Origin of the sequence: Pelagibius sp. Alg239-R121 (genome assembly GCF_947331435.1) — a bacterium.
GTDB lineage: Bacteria > Pseudomonadota > Alphaproteobacteria > Kiloniellales > Kiloniellaceae > Denitrobaculum.
The window spans coordinates 333,799-350,059 of the sequence record NZ_CAMZOF010000007.1; the positions used below are offsets into that span (position 1 = coordinate 333,799).

The 16,261-nt window shown below is 56.9% G+C and carries 13 protein-coding genes; 5 read left to right on the top strand and 8 right to left on the bottom strand.

Annotation, left to right across the window (positions count from 1 at the left end; all coding sequences use genetic code 11):
* The 4 genes from QMZ18_RS23340 to QMZ18_RS23355 are packed head-to-tail and all read right to left on the bottom strand — an operon-like array spanning position 1 to position 4,099.
* Positions 1-1,545, bottom strand: a complete 1,545-nt coding sequence (locus QMZ18_RS23340) for an ABC transporter permease (protein ID WP_282608771.1) — start codon at positions 1,543-1,545, stop codon at positions 1-3.
* Positions 1,542-2,324 carry an ABC transporter ATP-binding protein gene (locus tag QMZ18_RS23345; RefSeq protein WP_282608772.1) on the bottom strand — a complete coding sequence of 261 codons (783 nt, stop codon included), beginning with the start codon at positions 2,322-2,324 and terminating at the stop codon, positions 1,542-1,544. The genes QMZ18_RS23340 and QMZ18_RS23345 overlap by 4 nt, the downstream gene beginning before the upstream one ends.
* A gap of 9 nt (positions 2,325-2,333) precedes the next feature.
* Positions 2,334-3,314, bottom strand: coding sequence for an ABC transporter substrate-binding protein (locus tag QMZ18_RS23350; RefSeq protein WP_282608773.1), 981 nt, complete (start codon positions 3,312-3,314; stop codon positions 2,334-2,336).
* Positions 3,315-3,355: 41 nt separating this feature from the next.
* The gene (locus tag QMZ18_RS23355) at positions 3,356-4,099 is read right to left on the bottom strand and encodes a 5-formyltetrahydrofolate cyclo-ligase (protein WP_282608774.1); all 744 of its coding nucleotides are present in this window, start codon (positions 4,097-4,099) and stop codon (positions 3,356-3,358) included.
* A 299-nt stretch (positions 4,100-4,398) separates the two neighbouring features.
* On the opposite strand from QMZ18_RS23355, the gene QMZ18_RS23360 reads away from it, so the two are divergent.
* Positions 4,399-5,247 carry a MurR/RpiR family transcriptional regulator gene (locus tag QMZ18_RS23360; protein ID WP_282608775.1) on the top strand — a complete coding sequence of 283 codons (849 nt, stop codon included), beginning with the start codon at positions 4,399-4,401 and terminating at the stop codon, positions 5,245-5,247.
* Between the two features lie 124 nt (positions 5,248-5,371).
* Positions 5,372-5,935: a sugar O-acetyltransferase gene (locus tag QMZ18_RS23365; protein ID WP_282608776.1), complete on the top strand. Its 564-nt coding sequence runs from the start codon at positions 5,372-5,374 to the stop codon at positions 5,933-5,935.
* Positions 5,936-5,991: 56 nt separating this feature from the next.
* Here QMZ18_RS23365 and QMZ18_RS23370 read toward each other — a convergent pair whose 3' ends face one another.
* Complete coding sequence (locus QMZ18_RS23370; protein WP_282608777.1) at positions 5,992-7,740, bottom strand: methyl-accepting chemotaxis protein; 1,749 nt, start codon at positions 7,738-7,740, stop codon at positions 5,992-5,994.
* 513 nt (positions 7,741-8,253) lie between these two features.
* On the bottom strand, positions 8,254-9,474 hold the full coding sequence (locus QMZ18_RS23375) for a YbfB/YjiJ family MFS transporter (protein ID WP_282608778.1): 1,221 nt from the start codon (positions 9,472-9,474) through the stop codon (positions 8,254-8,256).
* A 114-nt stretch (positions 9,475-9,588) separates the two neighbouring features.
* Between QMZ18_RS23375 and QMZ18_RS23380 the strand changes: the two genes are divergently transcribed.
* Entirely contained in the window at positions 9,589-10,497 is a 909-nt protein-coding gene (locus QMZ18_RS23380; RefSeq protein ID WP_282608779.1) for a LysR family transcriptional regulator, read from the top strand.
* On the opposite strand, the gene manD is transcribed toward QMZ18_RS23380, so the two are convergent.
* Entirely contained in the window at positions 10,468-11,676 is a 1,209-nt protein-coding gene (gene manD / locus QMZ18_RS23385; RefSeq protein WP_282608780.1) for a D-mannonate dehydratase ManD, read from the bottom strand. The genes QMZ18_RS23380 and manD overlap by 30 nt on opposite strands.
* Positions 11,673-12,413: a GntR family transcriptional regulator gene (locus tag QMZ18_RS23390; protein WP_282608781.1), complete on the bottom strand. Its 741-nt coding sequence runs from the start codon at positions 12,411-12,413 to the stop codon at positions 11,673-11,675. Before QMZ18_RS23390 ends, manD begins: the two co-directional genes overlap by 4 nt.
* 284 nt (positions 12,414-12,697) lie before the next feature.
* Here QMZ18_RS23390 and QMZ18_RS23395 point away from each other — a divergent pair, with 284 nt between their 5' ends.
* Both QMZ18_RS23395 and QMZ18_RS23400 read left to right on the top strand, forming a co-directional pair.
* The gene (locus QMZ18_RS23395; RefSeq protein ID WP_282608782.1) at positions 12,698-13,600 is read left to right on the top strand and encodes a ribokinase; all 903 of its coding nucleotides are present in this window, start codon (positions 12,698-12,700) and stop codon (positions 13,598-13,600) included.
* A gap of 204 nt (positions 13,601-13,804) precedes the next feature.
* Positions 13,805-16,240, top strand: a complete 2,436-nt coding sequence (locus tag QMZ18_RS23400; RefSeq protein ID WP_282608783.1) for an FAD-dependent oxidoreductase — start codon at positions 13,805-13,807, stop codon at positions 16,238-16,240.
* The last annotated feature ends 21 nt before the right edge of the window (positions 16,241-16,261 follow it).

Consider the following 16,261-nt stretch of genomic DNA (forward strand, 5'->3'; position numbering starts at 1 on the left):
TCAGCGCTCTGTCAAGCGCTCTGCCGTGTAGGTCAGTTGATAGAGCGCGATGGCAACCAGAACCGATACGACGGCGACGGTCCAGATCATGCCGTAGTCGAGGTATCCGCGTGATTGGTTCAGAAGATTGCCAAGCCCTTTGCCGGTCGCCAGCCACTCGGCGATCATCACGCCCAGCAGCGCTTTGGGCATCGCCAGTCTTGCCGCAACAAAAAGCCATTTCCGGCTTGCTGGGATGGCGATCAAGCGCAGCTTCTGTAGGGTCGAGGCACCGTAGGCATCCACCAAGTCAAACGCCGGCCGTGGGATCAGGGCGAAGCCCTGCGCGAGCAGGACAAAAGCGGCGAAGAAGGTCACTGAGATTGTTATCACCAGAGTTACGGTGATCCCGCGTCCGAAAATCAAAACGGCGAGTGGCGTCAAGGCGACCAGCGGCATCGTTTGAGTTACCAGTGCGAAAGGCAAGAGGGCACGCATTACGACCGGTGTGGCAAAGGAGAGGAGGGCGAGGAGAAAGGCGACCGCCAGTCCTATGAACATACCGCCGATCGTGATTGGGATCGTTTCAGACAGAGCTTGAAGAAGCCTGGATTGTGCCGAGGGACTGGCATTTGAAAAGAACAGATAGTCCAAAACACCCAACGGTGTTTTGGCTATAATCGGCGATAAATCTCCAGCTAAAAGCAGCATCTGCCAGAATAGGAAAGGCAGGAGTACCGCGATCAGCGTCAAGAGACTGCGACGCCATCTCTCCACTTGCGGTGAGGTCGATTCCGATGGGGGCGGCGCGATCGTGACCGCCCGGTTGCGGCCCGTCGTCCACTGGGCGGCCAGGGCGGCAAGCCCGTAACCTACGCCGGCAATGGCGGTCGCGGCCAGCCCGATCCCCCACAGACGGTCCGGTTCACCGCGACCAAGCGAACCCAGTAAAAAGGTGCCCAGGCCCCAACGCGCGCCGCTGCCGAATTCGGCGAGGATTGCACCAAGGACGGCTGCTGGCGCCGCGACCTGAAAACCGCTCATAATCGCGGGAACGGCCGCGCGTAGACGAACCAGCAGCAGTGCCTTTAGCTTCCCACCGCCATAGGCCGAGACGAGATCGAGACTGCGTGGATCCACTTCGCGGAGACCCGCGAGCGTAGCGGTCATTGTCGGGAAATACACCAGGAGTGCAGCCAGGGTAATGCGCGCTACATCACCGTCCAATGCAATGACCAACACAGGAACAATTGCGATCGGCGGCACCGCAAAGGCAGCAATGTTAACGCCGCGTAGCAGGCGTTCACCGATTGGCCAGAGGCAAAAAACAAGCGCTGCCGCAACAGCGATCAGATTGCCGATGATGAAGCCGAGGCCTGAGGTTTCCAGCGTTGCCAGAATGTGGGGCCAGTAGTCGCTTCGTTCGGCAAAGAGCCTTGTCAGGATTGCGCTTAGGGCGGGAAGGGTGCCGTCTGCGACCAGACGAAGCTGTCCGGCTACTTCCCAGGCAATGAGAATCAGCAGAAGCAAGGCTGCAGTGCCGAGGGTATCGTGCCTGCTTTTCATGCCTCAGTCTGATTTTGCTGCGGTTCGAGATATGCACCGATTTCGTCACAGAGCTTGTGAAACTGCGGATCCCTTAAGAGTTCCGGCGCACGCGGCCGCGCAAAAGGAATGGTAATGTCGGCGAGAATTTCCGCCGGCCTCGCGGACAGGACAATCACGCGGTCCGCCAGATAAACCGCTTCATCTACCCCATGTGTGATCAGCAAGGTGGTTGGCCGTGCCGCCGACCAGATCCGCTGCAGCTCCAGATTCATTTGCCGGCGCAGGATCAGATCCAACGCGCCGAAAGGCTCGTCCATCAACAGCACGCGCGGTTCTGTGGCCAGTGACCGGGCAATGGCCACGCGCTGGCGCATTCCACCCGATAGTTCTTCCGGACGGGCTTTTTCGAAACCTTCCAGACCGACCAGCCGGATCAGTTTGCCGATATGTTCGGGATCCGGCGGTTTCGTTCCAAGGACCTGAAAGGGAAGTAGGATGTTGTCTTCAACGTTACGCCATGGCAGGAGCGCGGCGTCTTGAAACGCGACCCCTACGGCACCGGTTTTGCGCGCGGCACTGGGACGTTCGTCACCCACGAGAATGCTGCCTGCGTCGGCGGTTTCCAGCTCCAGCGCCAGTCGCAGCAGCGTTGATTTGCCACAGCCTGAAGGGCCGAGAAGGGCGGTGAAAGAGCCCCCCGGACAGTCGAGTGTCAGTTGCTCGAAAACCGTGAGGGCCTGCCCCTTGATATGAAATGTTTTTTCGACATCGACAAAGGAAAGAGGCAGGCCCTGCATTGACGAACCCTAGATCTCCGCGAGCAGGCTGGTGTCGAACATGTCGCGACTGGCCTTGATGCCGATACGCCCGAGTGTATCGATATTGGCCTGGATGCCCTCGTCATCCATCGCGAAGATTCCGCCTGAATGTGTCATCAGTGGCATCTGAGCTTGATTGAAGAAAATCTCGTTTTCGATGGTCCGCCCCGTACCCTTGAACCAACTGTCTGCAAACTTCGGCGGATAGGCAAGCGGATCGGCAAAGTTGGCATCCCAGCCTTTACGGCTCGCTCTAAGCCAGGCGACCAGCTCACTGCGCTTGCTGGCCAGTGTCTCCTCTGTAACGACAACCGTGTCGTTGTAGGTTTTATAACCAAAATCATAGAGCAGGAAGCTTGTGGCTTTCTCGCCCTGCTGTTCGATGCTGTAGGGGACATTGGTCGTAAAATCGAGCGAGGCGTCGATTTCGCCCTTGATTAATGGAGTCGGGTCATAGGCATAGGGAACGATATTCACGTCGCTGCGCTCTATGCCATTGATGGCCAGCATTGCCTCGACTGAAATCACATTGACCGGGGGGACCGCCAGCGTTTTGCCTTTGAGTTCTTCCGGCGTATTAATCGGTGCTTTTGCCAAGGAGACGACGCCGATCGGATTCTTCTGATACTGGGCACCGATGATCTTGAAGGGGGCACCCTGGTCGACAATTGCCTTTATCGTGGTGTCTGGTGTGGTGAGTGCCAAATCCGCCTTGCCGGCGATGATCGAACTTTCGGGAATGACGTCCGGGCCGCCCGAGAGATAGGTCAGATCGAGACCGGCCGCCTTATAGTGCCCCTCGTCAATGGCAGCGAAATAACCGGCGAACTCGGCATCGTTGATCCACGCGGCCTGCATTGTCAGCGGTGTTGCTGCCGCTGTGCGCCCCGTCAAACCCGGAAGCATTGCGACGGCAGCGCCGGTGCCGGCGATTTTAATGAAACGCCTTCTGTTGGAATGAAAAGCCATGATGTTTCCCCCTGTGAAAAGGACTGAATTGATTTGCGTGGCTAGCCAACCGGAAGCCCATGCATGCGCCGCAATTCCTGAAGCGGCGGCGTCGCTGCAATCTGTTCGGGCTCCAGTAACTCCCAATGAATGCCTCTTGGACGCGGCGCCCGGTTTTCAATGCGATACAGTTTGTTCGGCGTGGCGATGACGTCGACCAGAATATCAGTGGGGCTGGGAAAGAGTTTATCTTCAACGACCTGGACATCATGGACGACCGCACTGACATTCGTGTTGTCGTCGACGATTCCCAGCTCAGTAAACATGCCCCACTCCAGATCGAAGAAGCCATGTCCCTTGCCGAAGCGAACACCGTCCAGCGACACGGCTGAAGCACCCGTGACCATGAAGTCAAACCGTCCGCGTTCGGCAACCTCTTCAAGAGATATTTTTTTGCCAAAATGCTCAAGACCATCGAGCCAGGCCGCGAAGAGCTCCTGCCCAGCGGGGACCATGGCTGGCTCCAACAGGTAAAAGCCACGGTAGATGCCATAGGTGGAGACCACCATGGACTTGCCTGCCTTCAGCATGCGCGCCCGCAGGTCTACAAGGCAATTGTCGGGCGTGATGAATGCGTAGCCACCGCGCTGGTAAAAGTCTTCTTTCGCGATGCGGTCCGTGGCGGCGGAAGACCCTACAAAATCAGGAATGACTTCAGAGAAGTTGAGGTGGAATCGTGAATCCGGCTGGGCGACCCCTGCCAGCTTTGACCAGATTTTCTCCCGTACGATCTTGGTCTTTGTCACGTTGTGTTCCAATTGTTTCTTATTGAGAGATTGTTGAAACGATGGTTTCATGGAGCGTGAAAATTGTCACGTTCTTTTTTACTGTGCCGGCGAAAGTTGTTATCGATTCCGGTTCGAGAGCGTAGTGGTTCTAAGTCGGATCAATTGAGGGTGTGATTCGCTCTCTCGATATGGATTTAAGAGACTGATTCACGTTTTCCGCTGATCTCATGGAAAACGACCAGACTCGAGAGCGAGTGCTCGGAAACAGGCATGCAACGCTGCGCCTGTAGAAGTTTATTGGCATCGAAAGGGATGGAATGGGAACGAGGTTAGCGTTGCGCATTCAGGAGCGCTTTGACGTGCTGACTCCGGCAGAACAAAAGCTGGCACAGTTCCTCATGGACCGTCCCGATGAAATCCTCGCGGCCTCGGCAACGGAGCTGGCGAAATTTACCGGCGTGTCGAAGGCGACTGCAGCCCGATTGTTTAGAAATCTCGGTTATCAGGATTTCAACGATGTGCGTCTACAGGCACGCGAGGAGCGCAATCGGACCGGGCCGGTACAGCAGATTCCCATGCCGCAGGCCGCGGTCACCGAAGCCACGTCGATTTCAGTCCATTTGCAGATCGAGAGCGCCAATCTCCTGCGCACCTTTGAGGGACTTCGCTCGGACGTTCTGAACGAGGCTGCAGACGAAATTGCCGCCGCGGGCCGGGTTTGGGTTGCGGGTTTGGGCATCGAGTTCGGCTTGGCGCAGCATCTGCGAATTCTGCTGGCGCGTGTCCGTCCTTCCGTGCAGTTGATTTCGGAGAACACCGGCACCTGGCCAGAGGAGCTTGCATCGACCGGACCAAACGACGCCCTGATTGTCATTGCGATGCGGCCCTGGCCGAAACCCGTTTCGACCATGCTTACCTTCGCAAAGACAACCCGTCTTAAAACCATTGTCATTACCGATCCGACCAACGTGGGCCGGGCGGCACGCCAGGACGCACTTGTGCTCAGCTGTCATGTTTCGACGCCGGGTGATCACCTGACTCAAACCAGTGTTCTCAGCATGGCCCAACTTTTGTCCGGCGCAGTTGCGAACCGCCTGGGCGGAAAGGCACCGCTCTGGCGGGAGCTTATCTCGGACCTTGCCGAAGAGTTTGAAGACGACGGCTGAAAAAAGCGCAAGCGCCATCTACGCGTTGACCTGTTTTTCACGCAGTAAAAAACGTTTTCCATCTCGGCGCGCGCGGTCATGATCCTTTCGACATGCTGACGGAATCAAGAGGATAGTAATAGAGATGGCCGATACCATGACTGAGCGGGAAAAAATGCTGGCTGGCCTGGATTATTATGACCGGGATCCCGAATTGGTGGCCATGCGTAACCGCGTTCGCAAGCTGTTGCGCGATTTCAACCGCTCGGATTTCCTGGAAGGCGATGGCCCCAATCCCGTGATGAAAGAACTTCTGGGCACCATGAGTGAGGGTGTCTTCATCGAGATGCCGTTTCACTGTGCTTACGGTGTGAACCTGCACCTGGGATTGAACGTCTACTTCAATGCCGGCGCCGCCATTCTCGACTGCGCCCGGATCGAGGTCGGTGCCAACTCTATGTTCGGCCCGTCCGTTCAGATCTATACCGCCACTCATGCCTTCGATCCCGTGGAACGCGCCAGCGGCCGCGAGAGCGCGCAGCCAATCACCATCGGCCACGACGTCTGGGTCGGTGGCGGCGCGATTCTCTGTCCAGGTGTGACAATTGGCGATAACGCGGTGATCGGCGCCGGTAGCGTGGTGACCCGCGACATTCCATCGAACGTAGTGGCTGTCGGGAACCCCTGCCGGGTGATGCGGGAACTTTAGCTCTCCGCTTGTGAAGGCGTGGCTCTCCCAAGCGCGAGGAGATTACTTGACAGGACTCAGACCGCACCCTTGCGGATAGCGGATGAGATATCCTCGCGCAAATCATTCACGCCCTGTGCAACTTCGGTAGAGTTGGTGCGCACTTCGCCTGCCAGGCGGCCTGATTCCGCTGCGGCGCTCGAGACCTGACCGATCCTGGAAGAAACCTCCTGGTTTCCCGTTGCGGCCTCCTGGACCGAGCGCGCTATTTCATCGGTCGCGTTGCCCTGTTCTTCGACGGATGCCGCGATGGAGCCTGCAATGCTGTCGATCTTCTGAATGGTTTCGCGAATCTCTTCAATCGCATTGACGGCCTCACCGGTGGCGCTCTGCATACCGCCGATTTGACTGCTGATGTCTTCGGTCGCCTTGGCAGTCTGGTTTGCAAGATTTTTGACTTCAGAGGCGACCACGGCAAAGCCTTTACCCGCTTCGCCGGCACGGGCAGCTTCGATCGTGGCGTTTAATGCCAGCAGGTTGGTCTGCTCGGCAATATCGCTGATCAAGTCGACTACCTCACCGATCTTAGATGCCGCCTGGGCAAGACCTTGAACCGTCTCGTTAGTGTGTTCTGCTTGCTGGACCGCTTGTGTCGCAATCGAAGTGGACTCGCTCACCTGACGAGAAACTTCTTTAATCGTATTGGCCATTTCCTCGGAGGCACTGGCAATGGTCTGAACATTGGCGGTCGCTTCCTCTGCGGCACCGGCGACTGTGCCGCTGTCTTCCGTGACTCTATCGGCCGCCTTGGACATTTCTTCAGCCAGCTGATGCATGGCATCGGTCTTGGAAACGATACCCGCAACCGCTGTCTCAGCTCTCTGTTCCAACTCGTGGGTCAACTCGCCCATCGAACGCTTCAGCGATTCCTGCGCCTGTTGTGATTCCTGTTCGCGGTCAATGCGCAAACGATCCATTTCGACACTGTTTCTCTTAAATACCTCTAGGGCCTTGGCCATGGCACCGATCTCGTCGTGGCGTTCCCGATCGGGGATGTCAACGCTGTGATCGCCAGAGGCCAGCAGTTTCATCGTCACGGTCATCCCGGCGAGGGGACGTGAAACGGAACGGGCGCCAAAAAACGATATCGCCATGAGAGCCAGGCCGCCGGCGATGACTGAGAAGATAAGGTTATTGCTCAAGGATGTTCCGGCCGCCAACTGCGTATCTATGACAGTATCGACTTCGAGGACGCCACGCACATCGCCCATTGCCCAATCGGTCTTGGGAGAGTCCGGATGTCCGTTATGACAATTGACACAGGCTTCTGCGACCATCCGGTCCGCGATTGCCACTCTGACGACTTCCTGACCATTCTGGCTTTCCTGCCGGACGAAAGTTTCGTCCGGATTGTCATTCAGGAAATTCCAGGCCTCATTCTGAAAATCATCCAGAACCCGGCTTTCTCTGACTGAAAAGGGAAACTGGCTGTATAGGTTGATCCTTGTGTCCTCTTCCTTCAGCAGTTCGCTCAGGTCATGGATCAAGGTCGCAGGAAGCGGGATCGAGCCTTCTTCGGTTTTATGGTTGAAAGAGGGTTTAAGGCTGCCGTCCGCGACTGCTTTCTTGATGACATTCTTGGTGTAGTAACCCCGGATCGTCTTGAACTGCTTTGCCGTTTGTTCGGCCGCACGAACTGCGTCTGCGCGCGCATTCTGGGCGATTTGTTGAGGAAGTAAAATCCAGGTTGCCACAACGCAAATCACCAGAGCGATCGGCACAGGCAGAATCAGTTTCCAAGCAATGCTGTTTCGAAGAGATGTCATCGGTCGTTACCTGTAAAAGAATGGAGTCGAAGCGTAGTAACGGATCCGATCATATGTGTAGTTATTTAATAAAATGTATATTGAGTAGAATGAAAAATAACTTATTGATTTGATTTACTCTGGATGGGATCAGAGTAAATGGCAATATTAAATATTTAATCCTATTTTTGAGATGTGAAATAAGCTGAACTTGTTAAAAATAGAAAATTTTGGAATGTTTCTATTATTTGAGATGAGTGTGGGGACTTGGTTTGGATGTGCGATCCCTTGATCAAGAGAGACCAATAAGACCATTCTGGGAGCTGGCGCACGTATGTTGGTTGTCGATTGACCTATAACGATCAAACAGTTGCAGAAAACCGCAGGTTGACAACTTGAGCCGATCGCGAGACGCGTCCAATTACTCTCTATATCGTTCGTGATTGACTGAGGAAGCCAAGTTGCCTGGCAAAATCGATAATAATGAGAGCGGAAAATAGTTTGCCGAGCTTGGATGAAGAGGTGTGTTTACAGCTATTTTCGGATATTGGAGTCTGATGCTAGGAATATAAGCAACACACCACCGGCGATGACGGCAATGGAGGAAAGCGTGAGTGACGAATGAAAAGATCCGCTTCGTTCGGCCAGGATGCCGGCGGCGAGTGGCCCTAGAATCTGACCGAGCCCAAAGGCAGCGGTCATTACGCCGATCGCTACTGCCGTCGCCGAGGGTGCGATCTTTCGGGCGTAGGCGACAACCAGCAGAGTAATGCCGACAAAGGTCCCGCCGAACAGTGTCGCCGCAATCAGGGAGGGCAGCAAGGCAGTCGAGAACAGCGGCACGGCAATACCTACCGCCTGCAGCAGGTGGGCAGCGATCATAGCCCGTACTTCACCCCAACGCTCCGCCGCCCAGGACCAGAAGAGACAGGAGGGTGCGACGGCCAGCCCGACCATCACCCAAGCTAGGTTACCAATGTCTCCCAAAGCACCGAGAACACCGACATCACTGGCCTCTGTCTGTAGAATTGCGACCAGGAATGTACCGCTGACCACGTAGCCGAGGCCTTCCAAGAAGTAGGCGATGCCGAGGATCGTAAGGGGCAAGACGACCTCGGCGGGTAGTCGTTTCTGTTGTTTATCGCCAACTGTCTGTGGTGCTGCGTTGGTAGTGTGCGTCAGGTTGGGTCCATCACGCAGCCAGAGTATAGCGGGGAGAGCGAGGGCCGTCGCAAGCAGACCGAGACCGATCCAATCTGCGCGCCAGCCGCCGGCGATGGCGAGGACCGGAACCAAAAGTCCCGAAACGGCAATTCCGATCCCGACACCGCCGAAATGAATGCCAAGCCAACGTGGCTTACCGGCGTCTGCTAACACGCGCATCACCATGTCTGCGCTGAAGACGAAGAGCAGACCGCTGATCGCACCCGAAGCGAAGCGAAGAAGCCCCCAAACCGCAAACGATTCGCCCGCTGCCATCAGGCCGGTGGTTGCTGCCGAGAGTAGCAGTGCCATGCGAAATGCGCGAGTTCGCGCTGGACCAGATGTCACGAACCCGGCCGCAAGGGCGCCGATCAGATAGCCCAGGTAGTTCAGAGATGCCAACAGGCCGGTTTCTTCGTGGCTTAGCCCAAGTGCCAACTGCATTTCCGGCAAGATCGGTGTGTAGGCAAAGCGGCCGATACCCATTGCAATGATGAGAGTGCAAAGCCCTCCGATCAGGGCAGGTTTCAGGGCGGCGGGGACGTCCTCCACGTCCGCCTCTCCTGGAGTTGGTAATCTGCTTCGCGTGCTCATGGCTTGACAGGCTAATCTCGACAAGTGATCATTACAAACGATAAATTATGTATAATATGTTCGTTTTTAGTGATGGATCTACGGAACCTGAAATTCTTTACTGCGATCGCCGATACCGGCGGCGTTTCGAGTGCTGCGCGTCATCTGAACACGGTGCAGTCTAATGTGACCGCGCGTTTGAAGGATTTGGAGCGCGAGCTTGGAGTAGAGCTGTTTTACCGCACCGGTAAGGGTATGGTGCTGACTTCGGCGGGTCAGGTTCTCCAGAGCTATGCCTGGCGCCTGGACCGTTTGAGCGATGAAGCTAGGCAGGCAATGCGGGACTGTGCGGGTGAGGGCGGTTTGCTGCGGATCGGGGCTATGGAGACAACCGCCGCAATTCGCCTCCCGATGATTCTCAAGAGGCTTCAGACTGAACAGCCGAAGCTGGAGGTCCAGGTGACCGCCGGCCCGACCGAGACACTGCTTTATGAATTGCTGGCTTATCGCCTCGATGGTGCTTTCGTTGCTGGGGATCAGACCCACGGCGAGTTGGTCGGCGAACAGGTTTTCGCTGAACGCCTGGTGCTAGTCCGGCCTGTCGGCCGTGAACCTCGGCGGCGGAGCGATACGCCAGAACAATTGATAGTCTTCCGGCGTGGTTGTTCTTATCGGCTGCGCAGCGAGGCCTGGCTGCGAGATCAGGGACAATTGCCGTTCCGGGTCATGGAATTCGGCACCTTGGACGGCATTCTTGGCTGTGTCGCTGCTGGATTGGGGGTGACACTTTTGCCTGAAGCGGTAATCTCAGCGTCCAGCTTTGCCGGTGACCTTGAGACAGAATCTCTGCCAAAGCGATTTTCTGAGCTACCGACATACTTTGTTCGCCGCAAGGATTCGGCGCCAAAACGCAACCTGGACGCCTTTCTTACCGCTGTTCGAAAAAGCTCGACGCTTAAGACGAAAAGGGCGTCACCAGTTCCAAAGCGTTCCGTCGGTTAATCGATTGACGGGCAGATAAGCGCGGTCGTAGGGATATTTCGCGGCAAGATCTTCGTCGATATCGACGCCGTGTCCCGGTGTATCGCCCACCCGGAGCATGCCATCCGCATAGTTGTAGTCGTGGGAAAAGACCGTGTCGGTTTCAGGCGTGTGGCGCATGTATTCCTGAATGCCAAAGTTGGGTACCCAGCTATCGAAGTGCAGGGCTGCACCCATGGTGATCGGTGAAAGATCGGTTGCGCCGTGAAAACCGGTGCGCACCTGGTATAGCGCGGCGAGCGCAGCAATTGTACGCATATGAGTGATGCCGCCGGCATGGACCAAGGTCGCACGGATGTAATCGATCAGCTGATTTTGGATCAAATCCTTCGCGTCCCAGACCGTATTGAAGATCTCGCCGACCGCCAATGGCGTCGTGGTGTGCTGTCGGATCAGGCGGAAGGCTTCCTGATTTTCAGCCGGGGTCGCGTCCTCAATCCAGAACAGACGGTAGGGTTCCAGGTCCTTGCCCAGACGGGCGGCTTCGATTGGTGTCAGGCGGTGGTGGCAATCGTGCAGCAGGAGTGGAGCATTGCCGTATTTTTCGCGTACGGCTTTAAACACACCAGGAATAAAGCGCAGATAGTCTGGTGTTGACCAGACTTCCTCCGGTGGCAAGCCCTTTTCGGCGGGCTCATAGAATAGATCGCCTTTGCCAACACCGTAGACGCTTGAATTTCCCGGAACGCCGCATTGAATCCGGATGGCTTGGTAACCCATCTCGATGTAGCGCCCGACGGCATCCAGGGTTTCGTCCAAATCCCGGCCGTTGGCGTGGCCGTAAACCAGGACGCCATTGCGGCTACGGCCACCGAGCAATTGATAAAGCGGCATACCTGCCGCTTTGGCCTTGATGTCCCAAAGCGCGATGTCGACGGCGGCGATCGCAGACATGGTCACCGGGCCTCGCCGCCAATAGGCCCCCCGATAGAGATACTGCCAGATGTCTTCGATCTGTCCAGCATCGCGTCCGATCAGGCAGGGAATGACGTGATCTTCCAGATAGGAAACCACCGACAGCTCGCGTCCGTTCAGGGTGGCGTCGCCGATGCCGTAGGTGCCGTTCTCGGTGGTGATCTTCAGGGTAACGAAGTTCCGGCCGGGACAGGTGACGATAACCTTGGCGGATTGGATTTTCATAGGGGTGCTCCGGAATCTGTCTCGGCCCAGTCACTGCTGGGGTCGATCGTTTCGGTAAAGAACTGTGGGTGGTCACGCGATGCCTGGGGCAGGGTGGTCAGGAGTTCGCGCAGGTGCTTGCGCATATGGGACAGGGCTTTTTGCCGGTCACCTGCAACAACTGCATCAAGAATAGCTTTGTGTTGTGATATCAGCCGTTTGAAGGGCGGAGTTGTCTTAAGACTTAATATGCGAACCCGGTCCATAAGGGCCTTTTCACCCTCTATCAAACTGCTGAGACGTTCGAAACCGGTTGCCTCAGCGAGCGCTCGGTGAAAGGCGTCGTCCGCCCGATGAAAGGCGTAGACGTCTTCAGCGCTGGCAGCGGCTTTTTGATCTTCCAACAACAGCCTGCACTTGCTGATCGTTGCCTGGTCCAGGCGGCCGACAATTCGTTCGATGCCTGCCGTCTCTATGGCTTCGCGGATGAAGCGGGCTTCGAGGAGCTCCTTTGGCCGGATCTTTGTGATGAAAGTGCCGCGTTGAGGGCGGACCTCGATGAAGCCCTGCTGCGCCAGTTTGATCAGGGCTTCGCGCACCGGTGTGCGGCTGACGCCGAAGCGTTCGGCCAGATCGCTTTCGGACAGCATCTGTCCGGGCGGCAGCTCAAGGCGTACAATAGCAGTCCGCAATCGTTCGACAATCTGATTGGCTGCCGGACGGTCTGCCGAGACGCTGAAAGCTGTTGAAAGGGGCATACTGGCGTTGTTGGAAGATCAGGAAGAATTTGTCTTGTGCACTAGTATACAAGTCGAAAGAGCCGGATCAACGAAAAAGCTGTTGTGCCGATTATGTGCTTTTGCAGTGCATATGAGGCCTGCCCAGCCTGTGGAGCCTCAACCTCGCCAAGTCTTGCTGCGATTAGCTTCCGCGTCATAAACTGTGAGGAACACCAGATCTCTCAGCCGAAGAAAAGTGTTTGGCTGCGGGGCCCAATAAAAAAGACCCCGGAAAAGCCGCAGGCCTCCAAGAAGGGAATCAAATGATCACGGTTTTTGGATCGATCAACCTCGACCTCGTGACCCGTGTTGTGCAGTTACCCAGGCCGGGAGAAACGGTCTATGGTTCCGACATCGCGCAGTTTCCGGGGGGCAAGGGGGCGAATCAGGCTTTGGCTGCCTGCCGCGCTGGTACGGACGTTCGGCTGGTCGGCGCTGTTGGCAGCGACGACTTCGCCGCGCTCGCCCTTTCCGAACTGCGGGACGCCGGTGTCGATCTTTCTGCCGTCGAAGTGCGCGGTGACACAACCGGAGTTGCCGTGATTACGGTCAATGAAGCCGGTGAGAATACAATCATTCTATCGCCCGGTGCCAACCTGCGTGGCGACGCCAGGCAAATTTCGTTCGATGCGTTCGGTGTTGGAGATACCTTGATGCTGCAGATGGAAGTGGCTGAACGAGAGACCTTCGCTGCTGCCGGTGCAGCGAAAGCAGCGGGCGCACAAGTGATTCTGAGCCTGGCTCCCTTCGTGCCCCTCGCGCGAGAAGCTTTTTCGGATATCTCGATCCTGCTGGTCAATGAAACCGAGGCGGCTGATCTGGTTGGACACTATGGGATCGCCGGATCAGGACATGATTCGATTGCACGGGCACTGGCCGAGAGCCTGGACCTAATTGTGGTTGTCACTTTGGGGGCCGAAGGAGCTGTCGCGTCGGACGGCACGAAGGAGACTCGGGTCGAGACCTTGCCGGTTGAACCGATTGATACCACGGGTGCAGGCGATACCTTTGCAGGTGTTCTTGCGGCCGGCTTGGATGCCGGAGACGATCTCAAAACCGCGATGCGGCATGCGGCAGCCGCGGGTGCTTTGGCCTGTACCAAGTCGGGCGCACAGCCGTCCTTTCCCACAGGGGCCGAAATCAGGCATGCCCTGTCGGTGGCATGACCACCTCTACCGGCACTCTCGGCTTTTGAGTTATTGCGCAGAGTGACCGCGTAAGAGCATTAGCCTGCGAGATATTCCCAATCGGTGTCGCTAATGGAACTGTGTTTCCATTACGAGCTATGACAGCATCTCACAACTTTTGTGTACGGCGCTTGCGCGCTCAATTTCCGCAGTTACAGGGCGGATTTCTGGAGTTTCGATGAGATGAAGTCTGAGGTTCGAGTCGCGGTTATCGGCGGTGGCGTTGTCGGGTGCAGCGTACTCTATCATCTGACCAAGGGCGGTTGGAACGACGTCGTCTTGCTCGAGAGAGAGGAACTGACGGCAGGCTCAACCTGGCACGCTGCCGGTGGTTTCCACACCTTGAACGGCGATCCCAACGTCGCGAAGCTGCAGGAATACACGATTGAACTCTACAAGGAGATCGAGGAGATCTCCGAGCAGGCCTGCGGACTGCATATAACCGGCGGTATCATGCTGGTCTCCAGCGAGGAGCGTTTGGATTGGCTGAAGGCGGCCCATGCCAAGAACCGCTATCTCGGAGTCCAGACCGAGTTGATCTCTCTCGACGAAGCCTATGAGCACTTTCCGCTCATGGATAAGGACAAGTTCACAGGCGCCATGTGGCATCCGTTGGAAGGTCACCTGGATCCGTCAGGCACAACCCACGCTTATGCAAAGGCGGCTCGGGCAAACGGTGCCGAGGTCTATCGACATACCTGCGTGACCGATCTGCAGCAGCGAGTCGACGGCACCTGGGATATCGTGACCAACAAGGGCAATATCCATGCTGAGCACGTAGTCAATGCCGGCGGCCTTTGGGCTCGCGAGGTTGGCCGCATGGTCGGACAGGAATTACCGGTTCTCGCTATGGCCCATCAGTACATTCTGACCGAAGAGATGGAAGAAGTCGTAGCCTACAACAAACGCAACGAAGGCAAGGAAGTCGTTCACTGCATCGACTTTGACGGCGAGATCTACATGCGCCAGGAGCGCACCGGGATGCTGATGGGCACCTACGAAAAGAACGGGGAGCCCTGGAGCGAACATGACACGCCGTGGGATTTCGGAGCCGAGTTGCTGCCGCCGGATCTGGATAAAATCGCCGATAACCTGACTCGTGGGTTCGAGCGGTTTCCGGCCTTCAACAATGCCGGCATCAAGAACATCATCCACGGCCCCTTTACCTTTGCCCCTGATGGCAACCCGGTGATCGGCCCGGTCCGTAATCTGGACAATTACTGGCTCGCGGTCGGCGTTATGGCGGGCTTTAGCCAAGGCGGCGGCGTCGGTCTGGCTCTGGCCAACTGGATCATCGACGGCGATCCGGGCTTTGACGTCTGGGCCATGGACGCGGCACGTTATGGCGATTGGGCGACCAAAGCCTATACCAATGCCAAGGTGCGCGAGAATTATGGCCGCCGTTTCTCGATAGCCTTCCCGAATGAGGAATTGCCAGCAGGCCGTCCGTTGCGTATGACGCCAATCCACGATCGTCTGGCTGCAAAGAATGCGGTTTTTGGTGCCGCTGCAGGTCTGGAGCACGCACTTTGGTTTGCGCCCGAGGGTAAGGAAGCCGTTGAGGAGGTCACCTTCAAACGCTCCAACGCGCATGAGGCCGTCGCAGAGGAATGTGCCGCCGTTCGTAACGGTGTCGGTTTGCTGGAGACCTCCAGTTTCGCCAAGTATGAAATCACCGGCCCCGATGCAGAGGCCTGGTTGTCGCGTCTGCTGGCCAACAAGATGCCGCGGAACGGCCGCATCACTCTGACGCCGATGCTCAATCCTGCCGGAAAGCTGATCGGCGATTTCACCGTAGCGCGGATTGGCGACGAGCGTTTCTACATTTTCGGCTCGGGTGTGGCCGAGGATTACCACATGCGCTGGTTCGAATCCCATTTGCCGGAAAGCGGCGTGCGGATACAGGCGCTGGGCCTCAACATGACCGGTCTCTCCATCGCGGGGCCCAAGTCGCGCGAGCTGCTGCAGAAACTGACCTACCATGACGTTTCCGGCGACGCTTTCCGTTTTATGGCGATCCGCGAACTGGACCTGGGCATGATCCCGGCTCTGGTAGGACGTATCAGCTTCACCGGTGATCTGGGTTACGAGATCTGGGTGAAGCCGGAATTTCAGCAGGCGCTGTTCGATCTGCTGATGGCAGAGGGCGAGGAGTTCGGCATTAAGCTCTTTGGCGGGCGGGCGCTCAATGCTCTGCGCCTGGAAAAGGGCTTCGGCACTTGGGCGAGGGAGTACCGGCCCATCTACAGTCCTTTCGAGGCTGGTCTCGACCGTTTCGTCGATCTGACCAAGAACGACTTCATCGGCCGCGAAGCTGCCGCCCGCGACAAGCAGGAAGGCTGCGATCTGAAATTGCTGACCTTCACCGTCGAGGCTGAAGATGCCGATGTGATCGGCGACGAGCCGATCTGGCACGAAGATAAAGTTGTCGGCTGGATCACCTCCGGCGGTTATGCCCACGATGCGGCGAAATCAGTGGCGCTGGGCTATGTGCCCACGGAACTGGCAAACGGCGGAACCAGCGATAGCTTCGAGATTGAGATCCTGGGTAACCGTCGCCCGGCCAAGGTACAGACGGCGGCACTCTTCGATCCCGATGCGGCGAGGATGCGGGGGTAGGGGCGCCCGTATCCGCCCTTC

What these genes read in the sequence shown, in the direction of transcription:
- QMZ18_RS23340 (WP_282608771.1), bottom strand. Translation starts at nt 1,545, where the DNA reads ATGAAAAGCAGGCACGATACCCTCGGCACTGCAGCCTTGCTTCTGCTG.
- QMZ18_RS23345 (WP_282608772.1), bottom strand. Translation starts at nt 2,324, where the DNA reads ATGCAGGGCCTGCCTCTTTCCTTTGTCGATGTCGAAAAAACATTTCAT.
- QMZ18_RS23350 (WP_282608773.1), bottom strand. Translation starts at nt 3,314, where the DNA reads ATGGCTTTTCATTCCAACAGAAGGCGTTTCATTAAAATCGCCGGCACC.
- QMZ18_RS23360 (WP_282608775.1), top strand. Translation starts at nt 4,399, where the DNA reads ATGGGAACGAGGTTAGCGTTGCGCATTCAGGAGCGCTTTGACGTGCTG.
- QMZ18_RS23365 (WP_282608776.1), top strand. Translation starts at nt 5,372, where the DNA reads ATGGCCGATACCATGACTGAGCGGGAAAAAATGCTGGCTGGCCTGGAT.
- QMZ18_RS23370 (WP_282608777.1), bottom strand. Translation starts at nt 7,740, where the DNA reads ATGACATCTCTTCGAAACAGCATTGCTTGGAAACTGATTCTGCCTGTG.
- QMZ18_RS23380 (WP_282608779.1), top strand. Translation starts at nt 9,589, where the DNA reads ATGGATCTACGGAACCTGAAATTCTTTACTGCGATCGCCGATACCGGC.
- manD (WP_282608780.1), bottom strand. Translation starts at nt 11,676, where the DNA reads ATGAAAATCCAATCCGCCAAGGTTATCGTCACCTGTCCCGGCCGGAAC.
- QMZ18_RS23390 (WP_282608781.1), bottom strand. Translation starts at nt 12,413, where the DNA reads ATGCCCCTTTCAACAGCTTTCAGCGTCTCGGCAGACCGTCCGGCAGCC.
- QMZ18_RS23395 (WP_282608782.1), top strand. Translation starts at nt 12,698, where the DNA reads ATGATCACGGTTTTTGGATCGATCAACCTCGACCTCGTGACCCGTGTT.
- QMZ18_RS23400 (WP_282608783.1), top strand. Translation starts at nt 13,805, where the DNA reads ATGAAGTCTGAGGTTCGAGTCGCGGTTATCGGCGGTGGCGTTGTCGGG.